The 15,047-nt window shown below is 54.4% G+C and carries 15 protein-coding genes and 1 pseudogene; 13 read left to right on the forward strand and 3 right to left on the reverse strand.

Annotated features, from left to right (window positions below):
- The 13 genes and pseudogenes from U4Z64_RS26990 to U4Z64_RS27050 all read left to right on the forward strand — a co-directional run.
- The coding region (locus tag U4Z64_RS26990) for a Mu transposase domain-containing protein (RefSeq protein ID WP_415750598.1) at positions 1 to 287 on the forward strand (287 nt) is incomplete at its 5' end.
- The gene (locus tag U4Z64_RS26995) at positions 226 to 759 is read left to right on the forward strand and encodes a hypothetical protein (RefSeq protein ID WP_321821552.1); all 534 of its coding nucleotides are present in this window, start codon (positions 226 to 228) and stop codon (positions 757 to 759) included. The genes U4Z64_RS26990 and U4Z64_RS26995, both read left to right, overlap by 62 nt.
- Before the next feature lie 15 nt (positions 760 to 774).
- Positions 775 to 1,544: pseudogene (istB, locus tag U4Z64_RS27000) on the forward strand (IS21-like element helper ATPase IstB).
- Positions 1,545 to 1,832: 288 nt separating this feature from the next.
- Positions 1,833 to 2,492 (forward strand): metalloregulator ArsR/SmtB family transcription factor, encoded by a 660-nt coding sequence (locus U4Z64_RS27005; RefSeq protein WP_321821553.1) that lies wholly within the window; start codon positions 1,833 to 1,835, stop codon positions 2,490 to 2,492.
- 512 nt (positions 2,493 to 3,004) lie between these two features.
- A complete protein-coding gene (locus U4Z64_RS27010; protein WP_321821554.1) occupies positions 3,005 to 3,856 on the forward strand; it encodes a sulfurtransferase in 852 nt (283 codons plus the stop codon).
- A gap of 141 nt (positions 3,857 to 3,997) precedes the next feature.
- Complete coding sequence (gene sseA / locus U4Z64_RS27015) at positions 3,998 to 4,852, forward strand: 3-mercaptopyruvate sulfurtransferase (RefSeq protein WP_321821555.1); 855 nt, start codon at positions 3,998 to 4,000, stop codon at positions 4,850 to 4,852.
- A 119-nt stretch (positions 4,853 to 4,971) separates the two neighbouring features.
- The gene (locus U4Z64_RS27020; protein WP_321821556.1) at positions 4,972 to 5,319 is read left to right on the forward strand and encodes a carboxymuconolactone decarboxylase family protein; all 348 of its coding nucleotides are present in this window, start codon (positions 4,972 to 4,974) and stop codon (positions 5,317 to 5,319) included.
- A 224-nt stretch (positions 5,320 to 5,543) separates the two neighbouring features.
- Positions 5,544 to 6,947, forward strand: a complete 1,404-nt coding sequence (locus U4Z64_RS27025) for a GntP family permease (RefSeq protein WP_321821557.1) — start codon at positions 5,544 to 5,546, stop codon at positions 6,945 to 6,947.
- 9 nt (positions 6,948 to 6,956) lie between these two features.
- Complete coding sequence (gene mmsB, locus U4Z64_RS27030) at positions 6,957 to 7,922, forward strand: 3-hydroxyisobutyrate dehydrogenase (protein WP_321821558.1); 966 nt, start codon at positions 6,957 to 6,959, stop codon at positions 7,920 to 7,922.
- A 158-nt stretch (positions 7,923 to 8,080) separates the two neighbouring features.
- Complete coding sequence (locus tag U4Z64_RS27035; protein WP_321821559.1) at positions 8,081 to 8,800, forward strand: MBL fold metallo-hydrolase; 720 nt, start codon at positions 8,081 to 8,083, stop codon at positions 8,798 to 8,800.
- A gap of 5 nt (positions 8,801 to 8,805) precedes the next feature.
- On the forward strand, positions 8,806 to 9,597 hold the full coding sequence (locus U4Z64_RS27040) for a sulfite exporter TauE/SafE family protein (RefSeq protein WP_321821560.1): 792 nt from the start codon (positions 8,806 to 8,808) through the stop codon (positions 9,595 to 9,597).
- A 173-nt stretch (positions 9,598 to 9,770) separates the two neighbouring features.
- Positions 9,771 to 11,261: an aldehyde dehydrogenase family protein gene (locus U4Z64_RS27045; protein WP_321821639.1), complete on the forward strand. Its 1,491-nt coding sequence runs from the start codon at positions 9,771 to 9,773 to the stop codon at positions 11,259 to 11,261.
- Positions 11,262 to 11,438: 177 nt separating this feature from the next.
- The gene (locus U4Z64_RS27050; protein WP_321821561.1) at positions 11,439 to 11,729 is read left to right on the forward strand and encodes a DUF1330 domain-containing protein; all 291 of its coding nucleotides are present in this window, start codon (positions 11,439 to 11,441) and stop codon (positions 11,727 to 11,729) included.
- 909 nt (positions 11,730 to 12,638) lie between these two features.
- On the opposite strand, the gene tnpB is transcribed toward U4Z64_RS27050, so the two are convergent.
- From tnpB to U4Z64_RS27065, 3 genes are all read right to left on the reverse strand, one after another.
- Positions 12,639 to 13,196 (reverse strand): IS66 family insertion sequence element accessory protein TnpB, encoded by a 558-nt coding sequence (tnpB, locus tag U4Z64_RS27060; RefSeq protein WP_321821640.1) that lies wholly within the window; start codon positions 13,194 to 13,196, stop codon positions 12,639 to 12,641.
- Entirely contained in the window at positions 13,196 to 13,570 is a 375-nt protein-coding gene (locus U4Z64_RS37645) for a transposase (RefSeq protein WP_415750599.1), read from the reverse strand. The genes tnpB and U4Z64_RS37645 overlap by 1 nt, the downstream gene beginning before the upstream one ends.
- A gap of 111 nt (positions 13,571 to 13,681) precedes the next feature.
- Positions 13,682 to 14,932: an IS256 family transposase gene (locus tag U4Z64_RS27065; RefSeq protein ID WP_321821562.1), complete on the reverse strand. Its 1,251-nt coding sequence runs from the start codon at positions 14,930 to 14,932 to the stop codon at positions 13,682 to 13,684.
- Positions 14,933 to 15,047: the final 115 nt, after the last annotated feature.

The following is a 15,047-nucleotide window of genomic DNA, read 5'->3' on the forward strand; positions in this document are numbered from 1 at the left end:
ACGTGAAGGGCAACTTCCTGCCATTGCGCCAGTTCCGCGACTTCACCGACCTCAATGTTCAGGCGTGCCACTGGGTCATGCAGGAAGCCGGACGCCGCGTTCACGGCACGACGCGCAAAGCGCCGCTCGAGCTGTTCGAGATCGAACGGCCGTTGATGCGCGCACTGTCCGCCGTCGCGCCCGATCTGGGCACCTGGCACAAGGTATCGGTCCATCGCGACTGTCATGTCGCGCATCAGCGCGTGCTGTATTCCGTGCCGTTCGCGTTGGTCGGCAAGACCCCATGATTGCGCGACCGACGCCTCGATCAGCCTCTACGACGATTACCGACTGGTCGCCTCGCATGTGCGGGGCCGCCGTCCCGGTGATCGGCTCACCGTGCGTGATCATTTGCCACCGGAAGCTCGTGCGTTTCTCGCTCATGACCGTCAGTGGTGCCTCGAACAGGCCCAGCGCGTGGGCCCCGCCTGCGCCGAACTCATCGAGCGACTGCTGGCCGATCACATTCTCGAGCGCTTGCGCGCCGCGCAAGGCGTCATGCGTTTGCAGCGCACCTACGGAGCTCCACGCCTGGAAGCCGCCTGCGCGCGCGCCTTGGCACACTGCAGCCCGTTCTATCGGACCGTCAAGACCATCCTCGCCGGCGGCTTCGATCGACATCCACCGAGCGATCCGGGCGAACACGTTCACGCTCCCGGCGCGCGCTTCGCCCGCAACGCGCAATCGCTGTTCACCCCCGACGCCGATGTGCGTCACTGATCCAAGGAGCCTGTCATGCAACCCATGCCTGCCTTGACCCCGCATCTGAAGCAACTGCGCCTGTCCGGCATTCTCGACTCGCTCGAAGCGCGCAATCGCCAGGCCATCGATGCGAAGCTCTCCTACGTCGACTTCCTGGCGCTGCTCATCGAAGACGAAGTCGCCCGGCGCAGCAGAAGAAGTTCGCGTTACGCATGCGCCGCGCCGCGTTTCGCACCAGCAAGACACTTGAGCAATTCGACTTCGATCGACTACCGCAACTGAACCGCGCACTCGTGCACGATCTGGCCGGCGGCCGTTACCTCGGCGAACACGCGCCCGTGCTCATCGTCGGGCCGTGCAGCACCGGCAAGAGCCGTCTGGCCCAGGCACTCGGCCATTGTGCCGTGCGCCAGGGCGTGGATGTGCTGTTCACCACCTGCACCCAGCTCACGGCCAGCCTGAACGCCGCGCGCGCCACCGGCGCCTACGAGCGCCGGCTCGCCAGCCTGATGCGTGTCGAATTGCTCACCATCGACGACTTCGGGCTCAAACCACTTCGTCCGCCCGCCGACGAGGATTTGCACGAGTTGATCGCCGAGCGCTACGAGGCCGCCTCCACGATCGTCACCAGCAATCTCGATCTGACCGAATGGGATCAGGCGTTTCCTTCCAATCGCCTGCGGGCTTCCGCCACGCTCGACCGCCTGCGTCACAACGCTTATTGCCTCGTGCTCGACGACCACTCCTATCGCAGCCCGCGGCACCTTCCGGACCACCATTTGAACCTTGCAAACGGCAGCTAACCCCCCATTCTTGAACCTCCCACGATGCTCGTTTCTGACCACTTCCGCTGGCGCCTATATGCCGGAAATACCCGGCTCCTTTATGCCGGAAGGTGACAACAAGCACGTCTTCGGAGTATTGACGTGCACAGGTGCGAGTGCCACTCCGGAGTCTTGAGCAAGACCGAGGTGTTCTTGCAAGAAGCTCCTTGGCTGCATAAAGCCGGTTACACCGGCTGATTTGCGGAGTGTTTCCCTTCGACGTAGAATGCTTCAATTTATCAATTGATTGATATGTGGTGGTCTGATATGACGAATCCAAGGCTCGAAATCCTCGAGCAACTTGCCGAACTGGCTCGTGTGCTGGGGAACGCGCACAGACTAGACCTTTTGGATCATGTGGCCCAAGGTGAACGATCTGTCGAGCGACTCGCTGATGTAACCGGCTTGACCTTCGCAAACGTCTCACAGCACTTGCAGCAGCTCCGACGGGTAAATCTTGTCCGATCGCGTCGAGATGGCAAGCGTGTGTTGTACGCGCTTGGTGATGGACCAATCGTCTCATTGCTATCGGCACTACGCGTCCTTGGCGAGCAGAATCTCTCGACGTTGAGAGAGTTGGTAGCTGCGAACTTTAGCCGGCTCGATGATCTAGAACCGATTTCGCGTAATGAGCTTGTCGATCGTTTGCGGCGCGGAGAGGTGATGCTCCTCGACGTCCGCCCGCCCGAGGAGTACGCGGCGGGTCATGTGGCAGGTGCGGTGAATGTGCCAGAGAAAGAGCTGGAGGTGCACCTATCGGCTCTCCCGAAAAATCAGGAGATAGTCGCATATTGCCGGGGAACCTATTGTCTACAGTCGTTCCGCGCCGTTGCGAAGTTGCGTGAGCTCGGCTTCTCCGTCCGACGTCTAGAGGATGGTTTCCCTGAGTGGAAGGAGGCAGGACTGAAGGTTGAGTCGACCCAGTAGACGCCAAATTGATATTGGCCTGTGCGTCCTAATGCTACATGGTCAGAAGGCGCTACAACAATTTGCGCCATCTTTCTTGGCTCGCCGCGGCTGGGCCGCAGGACTTAAGTTCGGGCTGCGACGCCGCCTTGATTATGCTTCCCGTCGCGCTGCCGTGCCGAGCGGAGGCTCGTTCTCATATGGCGTCGATTCGAAATAGAACGCCATCCCTCCTGCGCGCGCGGGTTCGAGAGGTGTCTGGGATGGGGTTTGCCCTAATCATTCAAAAACTCTATTGAATGTTAGTATGTCTATCATGGCCAGTGCAAAGCGCGTCAGGAAGTGCCGGCCAGGATCGGTCTGAACGAACTGTAGTGACGTCGGCGATTGCCTGATGGCTGCGCGTATTGAAGGTTAGCGTCAATGAAGCAGATGAATGGTTGCTGATCGAGTCTGATGCGTGGCGAATAGGCGGGCATGTATCAATGATATAGATTCGGACAACAAAATATTGAAAGGCATCGGAGAAATCTATGAGTAGCCCGAAGTATTCAGCCCTTGTTTCTGCTGACGAAATGAGGGGCGCGTCAGGCTGGAAGATCTTTGACTGTAGTCATGATGTTTCCGATGGTACGGCTGGGGAGAGGCAATTTCTCGAAGAGCACATTCCTGGCGCGCTTCACATTAACCTGGACGAAGTCTTATCGGGGCGAAAAACGGGTCGCAATGGGCGTCATCCGTTGCCGGATCCGGAGGATGTGGCAGCAGTCCTCTCTCGCTTTGGTGTCGGCCAGAACGATCGAGTCGTTGCCTATGACCGGTCTGGAGGATTGTTTGCGTCACGCTTTTGGTGGACCCTCCGATGGTTGGGTCACGATTCTGTTTCTGTGCTCGATGGAGGTTTTGCAGAGTGGAAGGCTCGCGAAGGCGTAGGGACTGTTGAACTCCACGTTCCGACGCCGACGCTCTTTACTCCGCGACCCGATAGACAAATGACCGTTGATGCAACGTTTATCGAAATGTCTCTTCGCGACCCTTCACTCATACTTGTCGATGCCCGAAGCACTAGTAGGTTCGCCGGCATCGGTGAAACTCTTGATTCTCGAGGGGGGCATATTCCAGGGGCCATCAACAGGCCGTATACGGAAAACCTCGCCGCAGATGGTTGTTTTAAGATAAAAGAAGTATTGGCTATAGAATGGCGTGCATTGCTCGGTCACCGAGAAGTTCGGAATCTCATTTCCACTTGCGGATCCGGTGTAAGCGCATGTCACAACTTGCTCGCGCTCGAAATTGCCGGATTGGCCGATGGGGCGCGCCTTTATCCAGGCTCATGGAGCGAATGGTCAAGTAACCCCGATTTACCTATTGAAACATCGGTGTGATCGGTTGGCCTGAAGCGCTCTTTGCGATTATTCGAAACACTAGGATCGAGCTGCTTCAGATCGTGTTTTTCAGGACGGTTCGACAGCGTTGGATAGGCACGCAGGTCTGAACCAAACACGCATCACTTCAAGGAGAATGCCATGGAATATCCGGGACCAGTTGTAAGCGCGTCTTGGCTGCACGAACGACTTGGGAAGTCAAATATCGTTATCGTGGATGCCAGCGTGCATCTGCCCGATACTGGGCGTGTGGCACGCGAGGAATATGTGCAAGAGCATATTCCGGGAGCGTTGTTTTTCGATCTGGATGAAATCGCAGATCCCGATAATCCACTTCCCCGAAAAGTGCCGTCTGCGGAATTGTTTGCGGAACGCGTTGGTAATTTGGGTATCGATAACGAAACGCACGTTGTTGCCTATGACACACCAGGGCTTTACAGTGCTGCTCGGGTTTGGTGGCTATTCAGGCTTTATGGATACGATCGAGTGTCTATTCTCGATGGTGGCATGAAGGCATGGAAAGCGGATGGTTACTCGGTTGAAAGCGGAAGCTGCTCTGCGACAGCTAAGAAATTTCATGTGCCCGAGGCAAGGCCGCTGCTTGCTCGTTGGGATGACGTACTCAGAACATCCCAGAGCAAAGATGAGCAACTGATTGACGCGCGTACGCCAGGCCGTTTTTCCGGTACGGAACAGGACCGCTATCCCGGTACGCGGCCTGGTCACATTCCTCGAAGCCTGAATTTGTACTGGGCCGATTTGCTGGATAATTCGACGCGGAAACTGTTGTCCGCGGACGAGATCAGAATGAAATTCACGCAGTCGGGGATCACGTGGAACCATCCGGTTACCGTTACATGTGGATCGGGCCTTACTGCATGCATTTTGGCATTGGGGCTCACCGTGGCCGGGATGAATGAATGGCGCGTCTATGATGGATCGTGGGACGAATGGGGGCGCCGTCACGATCTTCCGATCGAAAGTGCGGTCGGCTGACCGTTACAAGGAGTGCATTCGCCTTCTCAGTCCTCGGTTACGTACCGTGGCCTGATGGGCGAGTGGCGCTCCAGCTATTAAAATACGTGCATTAAATAGATAACACAACGGAGACAGAAATGATGAATGATTGGAAAGAACAGTTGGCATCTACGCGTCAGGCCCATACGCTTTTGAGAAAAGCGAATCAGGAATTTGCGGGGGCTTTCGTCGGCCTTCGTGAGGCCGAGCACGCTGGTAAAGCTATTGATGCGAAGACGCGTGAGCTGATCTCTATCGCTGTCGCAGTTACTACACATTGCGACAGTTGCATCGCCGGGCATGTTCAGGCTGCTCGAAAGGCGGGGGCAACGGTTCAGGAGGTTGGTGATGCGCTCGCTGTTGCTGTTACTTTGAACGCTGGCGCGGCATACGTCTATTCGCTTCGTGTGCTGGAGGCATTTGATCAGTTTGGCGAAGGGGCGTAACGCCTTTTCATTGCAGGCAGAAAATCGATTCGGGCGGGTCCATAGATTATAGAAAATTAGGACTCCGCCAAATTAGTGGGCCGTATTGCGCTGCTAGATGTCGCGCGTATCGGAGGAGACACGATGTTTCGTATAATTCAGAGCCGCCAGCCAGCATTATCAGTGAGTCGAGCTAATAACCGGAATCAGTTTCGCAGTGAAGGTGCGACGATAAGGGGGGGGCGATGAGCATTATCATTATCATTTTATCTTTGGCGTTCTTGATAATTGCGGCATATCGCGGATATAGCGTAATTCTCTTTGCTCCCATAGCTGCACTTCTTGCTGTCATGGCATTCCACCCAGCAGCCGTCGCGCCGGTGTACACCAATTTGTTTATGGCAAAGACAGCGGAGTTCGTGAAGAGCTATTTCCCGGTGTTCATGCTTGGGGCACTTTTCGGGAAGGTGGTGGAATGCTCGGGATTTTCAAAATCTATTGTTGAATCGACGGTTAGATTTGCTGGGGCAAGAAATGCAATACTGTCTGTCGCGATTGTTTCTGCGTTGCTGACATATGGCGGGGTATCCGTATTTGTGGTGGTATTTGCGGTCTATGGGTTCGCCGCGCAGATGTTCCGGGAATGCAATATACCGAAGAGATTGATACCGGGAACAATTGGCCTCGGCGCATTTACCTTTGCTATCGACGCGCTGCCAGGCTCTCCGCAGGTTCAAAATATTATTCCTACCACCTTCTTCGGAACCGACACATGGGCAGCTCCCGTACTTGGAATCATCGGCTCATTGCTCATTCTTGTGCTTGGAATTTTTTATCTTAACCTAATGCGGGCGCGCGCCGAAGCAAAGGGTGAAGGTTACTCGACGGACGGGGTTCATTTAGTGAATGAACCGGACACCCATGAGCATGGTGGAAGGAAAATCAGCTTCTTCGTCGCGGTATTGCCACTGGTCGTGGTCTGCCTGAGCAATAAACTGCTGAGCATGTGGATTCCTCGCATCTATGGGAAGATGCATACGGTGGCGCTGACACAAAATGGCGACGTTATAACGACTAGCATCGACAAAGTCGTCGCCGTTTGGGCAGTCGAGGCAGCTCTCGTGTTGGGAATCGTAACGGTGTTGATGTTCGCTTGGCGTCAGGTATTCACTCGATTTGCGGAGACGAGCAAGGTGGCAGTGAGTGGCGCTTTGTTGGCGTCATTAAATACTGCGTCAGAGTATGGGTATGGGGCCGTCATAGCGTCGTTACCTGGTTTCGCACTTGTCTCCAATTCTTTGAGCGTTATTCAAAATCCATTGATGCGTGAAGCAGTTAGTATCACAACCTTGGCAGGTATAACTGGTTCCGCGACAGGCGGCTTGAGTATCGCACTGGGTGCAATGGGAAAGTCATTCATTGAGAGTGCGCGTATGGCAAACATCCCCATGGAAGTTTTGCATCGAATCGGTGCTATGGCAGCGGGGGGGTTCGATACACTTCCGCACAATGGTGCGGTCATCACGTTGCTCGCGGTCACTGGGTTGACTCATAGACAATCGTATAAAGACATTTTTGCTATTACATGTATTAAGGCAATGGTGGTTGTGGTTGTAATTTTGTTCTATTACATGACTGGAATTCATTAAAAAATACAATTGTATTTATTTGATGTCGCGTGGGAAATATTTTCGCGATTTAACAGGAGAAATCATATGTCTGGCGAAAGAATTGCATTCATCGGTCTTGGAAACATGGGGCGGCCGATGGCCTCCAACCTGGTAAAGCGTGGTTATAACGTAACGGGTTTTGATGTTTTGGCAGCCAATCTCGATGCTGCCGCCAGTGCCGGGATTATTCCCGCTATGTCCGCACAGGCTGCGGCAGCCAATGCCGATGTCGTCGTTACCATGTTGCCAGCAGGTGAGTATGTGCTCAATGTTTGGCGCGAGATTGTCCCGGTCATGACGAAGAACAGCGTGATCATCGACTGTTCTACGATCGACGTCAAAACTGCGGCGCTGATCCATGAGCTAGCCGGTAATGCCGGAATGTTGAGTCTCGACGCGCCGGTTTCTGGTGGGGTTGGCGGGGCCGGTGCAGGGACGCTGACATTCATGGTCGGGGGGGCTGACGAAGCGATCGCCCGGGCGACGCCAGTCTTGGAGGCGATGGGTCGGAAAGTCGTTGCTTGCGGAGCTGCGGGAGCTGGTCAAGCAGCGAAGATTTGCAACAATTTGATTCTCGGAATCTCGATCATCGCGGTATCCGAAGCTTTCGTGTTGGCTGAGAAGCTTGGCCTTTCCGCAAAGGCGCTGTTCGATGTCGCGTCAACGTCGACTGGCCAGTGCTGGGCATTGACAACCTATTGCCCCGTTCCCGGCTTGGTTCCGACCTCGCCTGCCAATAACGACTACCGGCCAGGCGCCCCCGTCACGATGTTGTTGAAGGATCTCAACCTCGCACGAAACGCGGCTGAAATTTCGGGTGCCATTACGCCGCTTGCCGAACATGCCGTGGAAATTTTTTCGACATTTGCTGGCGCGGGGCACGCACAGGAAGATTTTTCGGCAGTTATCCGCTACATCCGCGAGCTGAGCAGCGGCGGCAGCTCGGACGTCTGACCCTAGATCCAACAGCCACTCCAACTTGGTGTGAGTAACAACGTTTCATGTTGGAGTGGCTGGATAAGTTAATATGTACAACTAAATGATAGATAGATCTATATAGATCACTAGAAGTCTTCGTAGCCGTCCTAGTAGAGTTTTCGGAGGTGGTCGCAATGCTGTTCCGGCAGTTTTTTGATTCGGCATCTAGCACTTTCACATATGTTCTCGCGTCACGGCAAGGTGGAGAGGCATTGATTATTGATCCTGTAAAGGAGCAGATCAATCAGTACCTGAAGTTTCTTCGTGAACTCAATCTGTGCCTTGTGCACGCGATCGATACTCATACACACGCTGACCATGTAACTGCATTGGGTGATCTCCGGGATGCTACAGAATGCATTACGATTATGGGTGAACGCTCAAAAGCTCAATGTGTAGTGAGGCGGGTGCAAGACGATGAGTTAATCGTGATTGATAACCTGTCTCTGCGAGCGGTTTACACACCAGGACATACGGATGAATCGTTTAGCTTCGTTCTTGATCATCATAGTTTGAATGCCGTATTTACGGGAGATGTATTGCTCATTCGCGGAAGCGGTCGGACCGATTTCCAAGGTGGAGATGCCTCCCAATCTTGGGATTCGATCGTCAACAAATTATTTCGACTTCCAGATAACACGGTCGTATATCCCGCGCATGATTACAAAGGGTGGGGCGCGAGCACGATTGGGGAAGAAAAAATGTTCAATCCACGACTTGCTGGAAAGACGAAGATGGAATACGTGAAAATCATGGATTCTCTTAACTTGCCACATCCGAAAATGATGGATATTGCAGTTCCCGCAAATCTTGCTTGTGGTCAGGCTGACACATTGCATAAATACAAAGGATGATAAACGTGGCAAGCCTGTTGATTCTTCATGGCCTTGCATCAGTTTTGTGTGGGGCCGCAGTGAGCTTCTTCCTTGCATTGGTTGGTGGCGGGGGATCAATTCTTGCGGTACCGATGATGCTTTACATTGTTGGGCTTCCAAATGCACACGCGGCGATCGGGACAGCCGCGCTTGCGGTCGCAATTACGGCCTATCTGAACATGATTCCGCACGCTAAAGCCGGAAATGTACGCTGGAGGTCTGCGCTGGTGTTCGCCGGGTTTGGTGTCGTAGGTGCTGCGCTCGGCTCAAGTGTGGGGAAGCAGGTCGACGGTCAAAAACTGCTAGTCGTTTTCGCGTTGCTGATGTTTGTTGTCGCGCTTTTAATGTTAAAACCACGGACTGAACCGTCGGATTCAGAACAATTGCGTCCTCGAAGTGAGCTTTGGCGGGTTTGTGGAACCGGGCTCGGGGCTGGCGGACTGTCGGGTTTCTTTGGTATCGGCGGTGGGTTTCTGGTAGTGCCGGGGCTAATGTTGGCAACGAGGATGCGAATCTTGGACGCAATAGGTTCCTCACTATTCGCAGTCGGATCATTTGGTCTAACCACGGCGATTAATTATTCGCTTGCAGGACAAGTAAACTTGCTTGTTGCGATCGAATTTGTAATCGGTGGATTGCTGGGGGGGCAATTGGGCGCGCGATCGGCCGGTCGTCTCGCTCAAAAGCGGGGAGCATTGAATATTGCGTTTTCGACCATGATTGTCGTGGTTGCTGTTTACATGCTTTATCAATCTTACCATTCGGCGCTTCGGTAAAAACTTGCCGGTGATTACGTCGACGAACTGCGATTGCGATGCGGAATTCGATAGGTGGATAGCGGGACGATATTTAATTATACTGATGCGGCATGGTTTATTAAAGTGCCTCTTGTAGAGGGGCGCCGGCGTGGAGGGTTAGGGTGAGTAGCGTAGATTACCAATCCATAGATATGGAATTTCCGTATAGAAAGCAGTACGCCAATTTTATTGGTGGAGAATGGGTTGAGCCTCTGGGAGGGGAGTATTTATTCAACGTCTCACCCATATCCGGAGAACTATTTACGATCGTTCCTCGTTCTGAGGAGGCCGATGTTGAGCTAGCGCTGAGCGCCGCGGATAGTGCGAAAGACACGTGGGGTAAAACTTCGCCGAAAGAAAGGGCAAGACTGTTAAATATAATTGCGGATCGAATGGAAAACAATCTGCAGCGCCTTGCAGTTGCGGAGACCATCGATAATGGTAAGCCTTTGCGTGAAACGCTTGCTTCCGATATTCCAATTGCAATAGATTATTTTCGCTATTTTGGGGAATGCGTCCAGGAACCGAAAGGAATAACTTCTGATGTCGATAGCAATACAGTAGCATACCAGTTCCATGAGCCGCTTGGTGTTGTAGGCCAGATGCTTCCGTGGGATTTCCCTCTCTTGGCGGCCGCACGAAAACTTGCCCCGGCACTTGCTGCAGGGAATTGTGTTGTCGTTAAGCCTGCGGAGCAAACACCTGCTTCGTTGCTTGTCTTTGTACAGCTGATTCAGGATTTGCTGCCTCCCGGAGTTCTCAATGTTGTGAATGGAGTTGTGGCTGAAGCGTGTAAATCGCTCGCGTCGGATACGCGACTTTCGAGAATTGAGCTTACCAGTGAGGCTCCACTTGCAGCGTTGAGTTTGGAATACACGGGCTCGAATATTTCCCCGTTTTCTTCGGAAATCGTGGGAAAGATACCAAACGTATTCTTTGCTGATGTCCTTGAGCGCGATGATGCGTTTTTTGCGAAGGCCCTAGAAAGTTTCTTGACGTTCGCCTTGAATCAAGGTGAAGCATGCACTTGTCCGTCCCTTGTGCTCATCGAAGAGAAAATCTACGATCGATTCATGGAACGAGCGTTGCCACGCGTTGCGGCGATCCGTCAAGGTCATCCTCTTGATCTATCGACCATGATTGGAGCCCAGGTGTCGCAAGAGCAGCTTGAGAAGATTATAAAATATATTGATATCGGGAAGCGGGAACACGCTGAGTGCTTGATTGGTGGCGAACGCAACTATTTGGGCGGTGCACTGGCAAACGGGTACTACGTTAAACCGACAGTGTTTCGCGGCCACATTGGCATGCGCATCTTTCAGGAGGATGCCTTCGGGCCGGTGGTCTCAGTAGCTACGTTTAAGGACGAAGACGAGGTCATCGAGATTGCAAACGCGGCGCTATATGGGCATGGCGCCAGCGTCTGGACGCGCGATGCGATGCGGGCTTACAGATTCGGACGGGCAATCCAGGCAGGGCGTGTATGGACGAACTGCTATCACGGGTATCCCGCGCACGCAGTTTTCGGAGGGAGAGCACAATTCGGACTCGATCGTGAATCGCACATGGAGATGCTCAGGAACTACCAGCGGGTCAAAAACGTCTTGGTAAGTTATAGTGAAAAGCCGCTTGGGATATTTTGAAAATAGATGCCTGCGGGTGCATGTTTATAGTTGATGTTATGAGTAAATCAACTGTCGTGTGCGAAATTCGCCGCGAAGGTGGTGCGTATATGAGTTGTGTTGGGTCATGGCAGTAAGACATAAATATCGTGCCAGTTGATGTTCGTGGTAAATAATTTTACTCTGGAGATGTGGATAATGGCGAAAGCATACTGGGTAAGTGCCTATCGTTCAGTTTCAGACGACGAAAAACTCGCGGCTTACTCGAAGCTTGCAGGAGAGGCAATTAGTGCCGGCGGAGGACGCGTGCTTGCGCGCGGCGTTGCTGCTGCGGCATATGAATCTGGCGTCGCGGAGCGTACCGCAATTGTCGAATTTGATAGCCTTGAAAAGGCGATCGCCGCACGGGAATCGGAGGGATACCGCGCGGCTGTTGCTGCATTGGACGGAGGCGCTGAACGCGACTTCAGAATTGTGGAAGGGCAATAGAAAATCTGGAAAAGCGGAATTATTTTCGCTCCGGTTGTGATGCTTAAGATCGAGACTTGGGAGGTGTCGCGACGAGCTTGATGGGTTTGCACTTGATGCAGGTGCTGTTGATACTCGCTCTCATAAAGTTGACTCTGAATTCTCTCGTGGCTAGAATCTGATTCGTATAGGATTTAAAATTGCGCTGGTTGATTGAGTTTTAGATCGATATTAATAAATGTCGTGAGTCGTGAAATTCAATGCGTCAGCTCATTCATCGTGTGAGGTTTTTGCCCGGCCATGCCGGGTTTTTTTTGATTCTCGCGACTAGAATTTTTTCTTTGGGTCAAGATTTATTGGTGCGTTTTGTCTTGATGCGTGATGTTTTTTGTTTGTGTAAAAATGCACTGCTTGAGTGATGTTGAATGGGTTAAAATATCGTGGGCTGCGCGTTCGACGATTTTCGAACAAACGAGAGGGCAGCCGATTATCAAAATGCGCTCATTTACGTCGGCACATAGCTCGCAGCGAACACAAAGGCGAGGGAAGATGTGGGGGCGGGGGAGTTTGTTCGACAATCCTACAATATTGGCGCGGCCCATTGTGTTCTTGGTAGCGATTCGCGATTGGAATAGACAATTTTGGCGTTTGAAGCGGACGTCCGAGCATATCGCGGAGCAGCGAGATTGCACCGGCGAGCTACAGCAACTGCGTGACGTCGTTGGTATCCGCGCCGGTCAGAATCGCGCTGACCGGCACGCCGCCGGCGCCTACGAGGATGCGGGGCTTGGAACCGCGGCGTGTGCGGTTCGTGCCGTTGGGACCAGCTTTCCGCCGCCCCGACTGTCCGCAACGGCGAGGAATGGGGGCAGCACCTTCTTCGGCATCGAGTTGTTCAATATGCTGTTCGATCCGGCGGTCCGGCTCCTCCTAGCGGCGACCGAACTGCGTGCGACATGGCTGTGCGAATAGCATTGAGATCTTCGATCTCTGCTTGTCGGTTGCCGTTGCTGCCTTGTGCGATTCGATCGTGTCTTCCAGATGCCCGATGCGGGCATCGCGCTTGAGCAGTAAGGGCATGAGCGCTTCGTTGTCGTCCGAGTACGAGCTAGCCGTCGTGATACCCGCGATCAAAACTCCGGTGGGGGATGCAACGCCGAGGTCGGCGCTGCTGTGTGCACCGGCTGCCGTCAGTCGATACCTTCCGACAGCACGGACAACGTCGCCTAGCTTATGCTGACAACACCCCGATGAGACGAAGCTTCCGCGCGCAAGGCGTTTCATCAGTAGGTACATGCCAATGCCGGTCCACCATTGGAGCTTGATGAGATTGCCGCGTCGGCCACGAAACACATACGCGTGCCCCGTGAACGGGTTCCGGTCAAACACGGTCCGCACATTCGCGGATGGGCTGTTAAAGCCGGAGCCCATGTCCGTCGCGCCAGTTGCAGGCCGCGCCCACGTGCCAGCGGGAAGACCCAGCGTTATTAACCCGCGGCTAGCACGCTCGTCAGCACCAGCCGCAGGACATCAGACTCAGGCTTGCCTTCGAAATGCACTCGCATACAGTGACATTCGATGTTGAGCCCGGATGAACTGATTGGATCTGGCGTCGGCGGCGGGTCTATCTGAACTGGCAAGCATGATTCGGCTAGCCCGGGTGCGGACGGCGCGGCTCGCTCATAATCCCGCCGCCACTTCGACACGGGATTCGCGCTGAGACCATGCGAGTGCCCCACTTCTGCTAGTGAGTATGCCGGCTCTGGCACTTCCGCCACGACTTGCGCGCAGAATTCCTTCGTGCAATTCGTCGAGCCTCGCTCGGTGACCCCGTATCTTGATTTTGATTTCTTCTGTCTCACACCACGTTTTGGTGGGAACCGGATTGCCCCCTATGGCACTTCATGAACAGACGGTGTTGGAGAAAGCTTACGGGGGTGTCAGGATTTCCGTGTTCAAGGCGGGTTGAGTAACTACACGGAAGGTCGAACGAATCGATCTGCGTAAAGGATAGCGAACTGGTTCATGGCCGTCTTCCAGTCATGAGCGGCACTGCCCCAATTCGCCGTGATGTTGCGCAGGGCCAGCCAGATGAGTTTGGTGGCTGCCTCGTCGGTCGGGAAGTGGCCACGGGTCTTGATGATCTTGCGCAGTTGCGAGTTGATATTTTCAATCGCGTTCGTCGTGTAGATGATCTTGCGCACGCCCGGAGGAAACGCGAAGAACGGGATGACGCGATCCCAGGCGCTGCGCCATGCGCCACTGACGGTCGGGAATTTCTGGCCCCAGGGACCCGCAGCAAATGCATCGAGTTCAGCCTGAGCGGCTTCTGCACTGGGGGCTGCGTAGATCGGTTTGATCGCCGCAGCCAACCCGCGGCGGTCTTTCCAACTGGCGTAATCCAGGCTATTGCGGATCAGGTGGACGATGCAGGTTTGCAGCGTCGTCGCCGGAAATACTGCCGCCAAGGCCTCGGGCATGCCCTTCAGACCGTCGGTCACGGCGATCAGGATGTCGTGAACGCCGCGCGTCTTCAGATCGTTGAACACCCTCATCCAGAACTTGGCGCCCTCGGTGTTCTCGATCCACAGACCCAGGATCTCCCGGGTGCCGTCGGGCAGCACGCCCAGCGCCAGATACACCGCCTTGTTGCGCACGACGGCGTCTTCGCGAATCTTGACCCGCAGCGCGTCGAAGAACACCACCGGATACATCGGCTCAAGCGGTCGGGCCTGCCAGGCCGTCACCTCGGCCATGACTTCATCGGTCACGGAGCTGATGAAGTCCGGCGAAACCTCGGTGCCGTATTGCTCCAGCAGGAAACCTTGAATCTCGCGCACGGTCATGCCCCGGGCATACATAGCGACGATCTTGTCGTCGAAGCCAGTAAAGCGCCGTTCGTGCTTGGGAATCAGGATGGGTTCGAAGCTGCCGTCGCGGTCGCGAGGCACCTCGATGCGAATCGGACCGTCTTCGGTCAGGACCGTCTTGGCACCTTTGCCGTTGCGCTGATTCGTGGCATTGGTCGGCTTGGCCGCACCGGCAGGGTAGCCGAGATGATGGCTCATCTCGCCGCCCAACGCCCGTTCGATCAGCGCCTTCTTGAGTGCCAGTGTCGCGGCATTGATGGCTTCAGCGGTCATCGGACCGTTGCCGAACTGCTCAAGCAGCTCGGCCGGAATCGCCGGCAGAGCCGCCGGCTGGGCTTTCGGTTTGCGAGGCATACACTCTCCTTGAGAGCATGTTATGCCTTAAACACGAAATTCCTGACAGGCCCATGCTTACCGCCTATCTGCGCCACGTCCTTGCACGCGTCGCCGAACATTTTGGTATTCGCAT

The organism is Burkholderia sp. BCC1996 (assembly GCF_905339955.1).
Lineage (GTDB): Bacteria > Pseudomonadota > Gammaproteobacteria > Burkholderiales > Burkholderiaceae > Burkholderia.

Excerpts from the sequence above, each read along its gene's own strand:
- U4Z64_RS27025 (WP_321821557.1), top strand. The coding sequence starts at position 5,544 with ATGAGCATTATCATTATCATTTTATCTTTGGCGTTCTTGATAATTGCG.
- U4Z64_RS27020 (WP_321821556.1), top strand. The coding sequence starts at position 4,972 with ATGATGAATGATTGGAAAGAACAGTTGGCATCTACGCGTCAGGCCCAT.
- sseA (WP_321821555.1), top strand. The coding sequence starts at position 3,998 with ATGGAATATCCGGGACCAGTTGTAAGCGCGTCTTGGCTGCACGAACGA.
- U4Z64_RS27035 (WP_321821559.1), top strand. The coding sequence starts at position 8,081 with ATGCTGTTCCGGCAGTTTTTTGATTCGGCATCTAGCACTTTCACATAT.
- U4Z64_RS27045 (WP_321821639.1), top strand. The coding sequence starts at position 9,771 with ATGGAATTTCCGTATAGAAAGCAGTACGCCAATTTTATTGGTGGAGAA.
- U4Z64_RS27010 (WP_321821554.1), top strand. The coding sequence starts at position 3,005 with ATGAGTAGCCCGAAGTATTCAGCCCTTGTTTCTGCTGACGAAATGAGG.
- U4Z64_RS27050 (WP_321821561.1), top strand. The coding sequence starts at position 11,439 with ATGGCGAAAGCATACTGGGTAAGTGCCTATCGTTCAGTTTCAGACGAC.
- U4Z64_RS27005 (WP_321821553.1), top strand. The coding sequence starts at position 1,833 with ATGACGAATCCAAGGCTCGAAATCCTCGAGCAACTTGCCGAACTGGCT.
- U4Z64_RS27065 (WP_321821562.1), bottom strand. The coding sequence starts at position 14,932 with ATGCCTCGCAAACCGAAAGCCCAGCCGGCGGCTCTGCCGGCGATTCCG.
- U4Z64_RS26995 (WP_321821552.1), top strand. The coding sequence starts at position 226 with ATGTCGCGCATCAGCGCGTGCTGTATTCCGTGCCGTTCGCGTTGGTCG.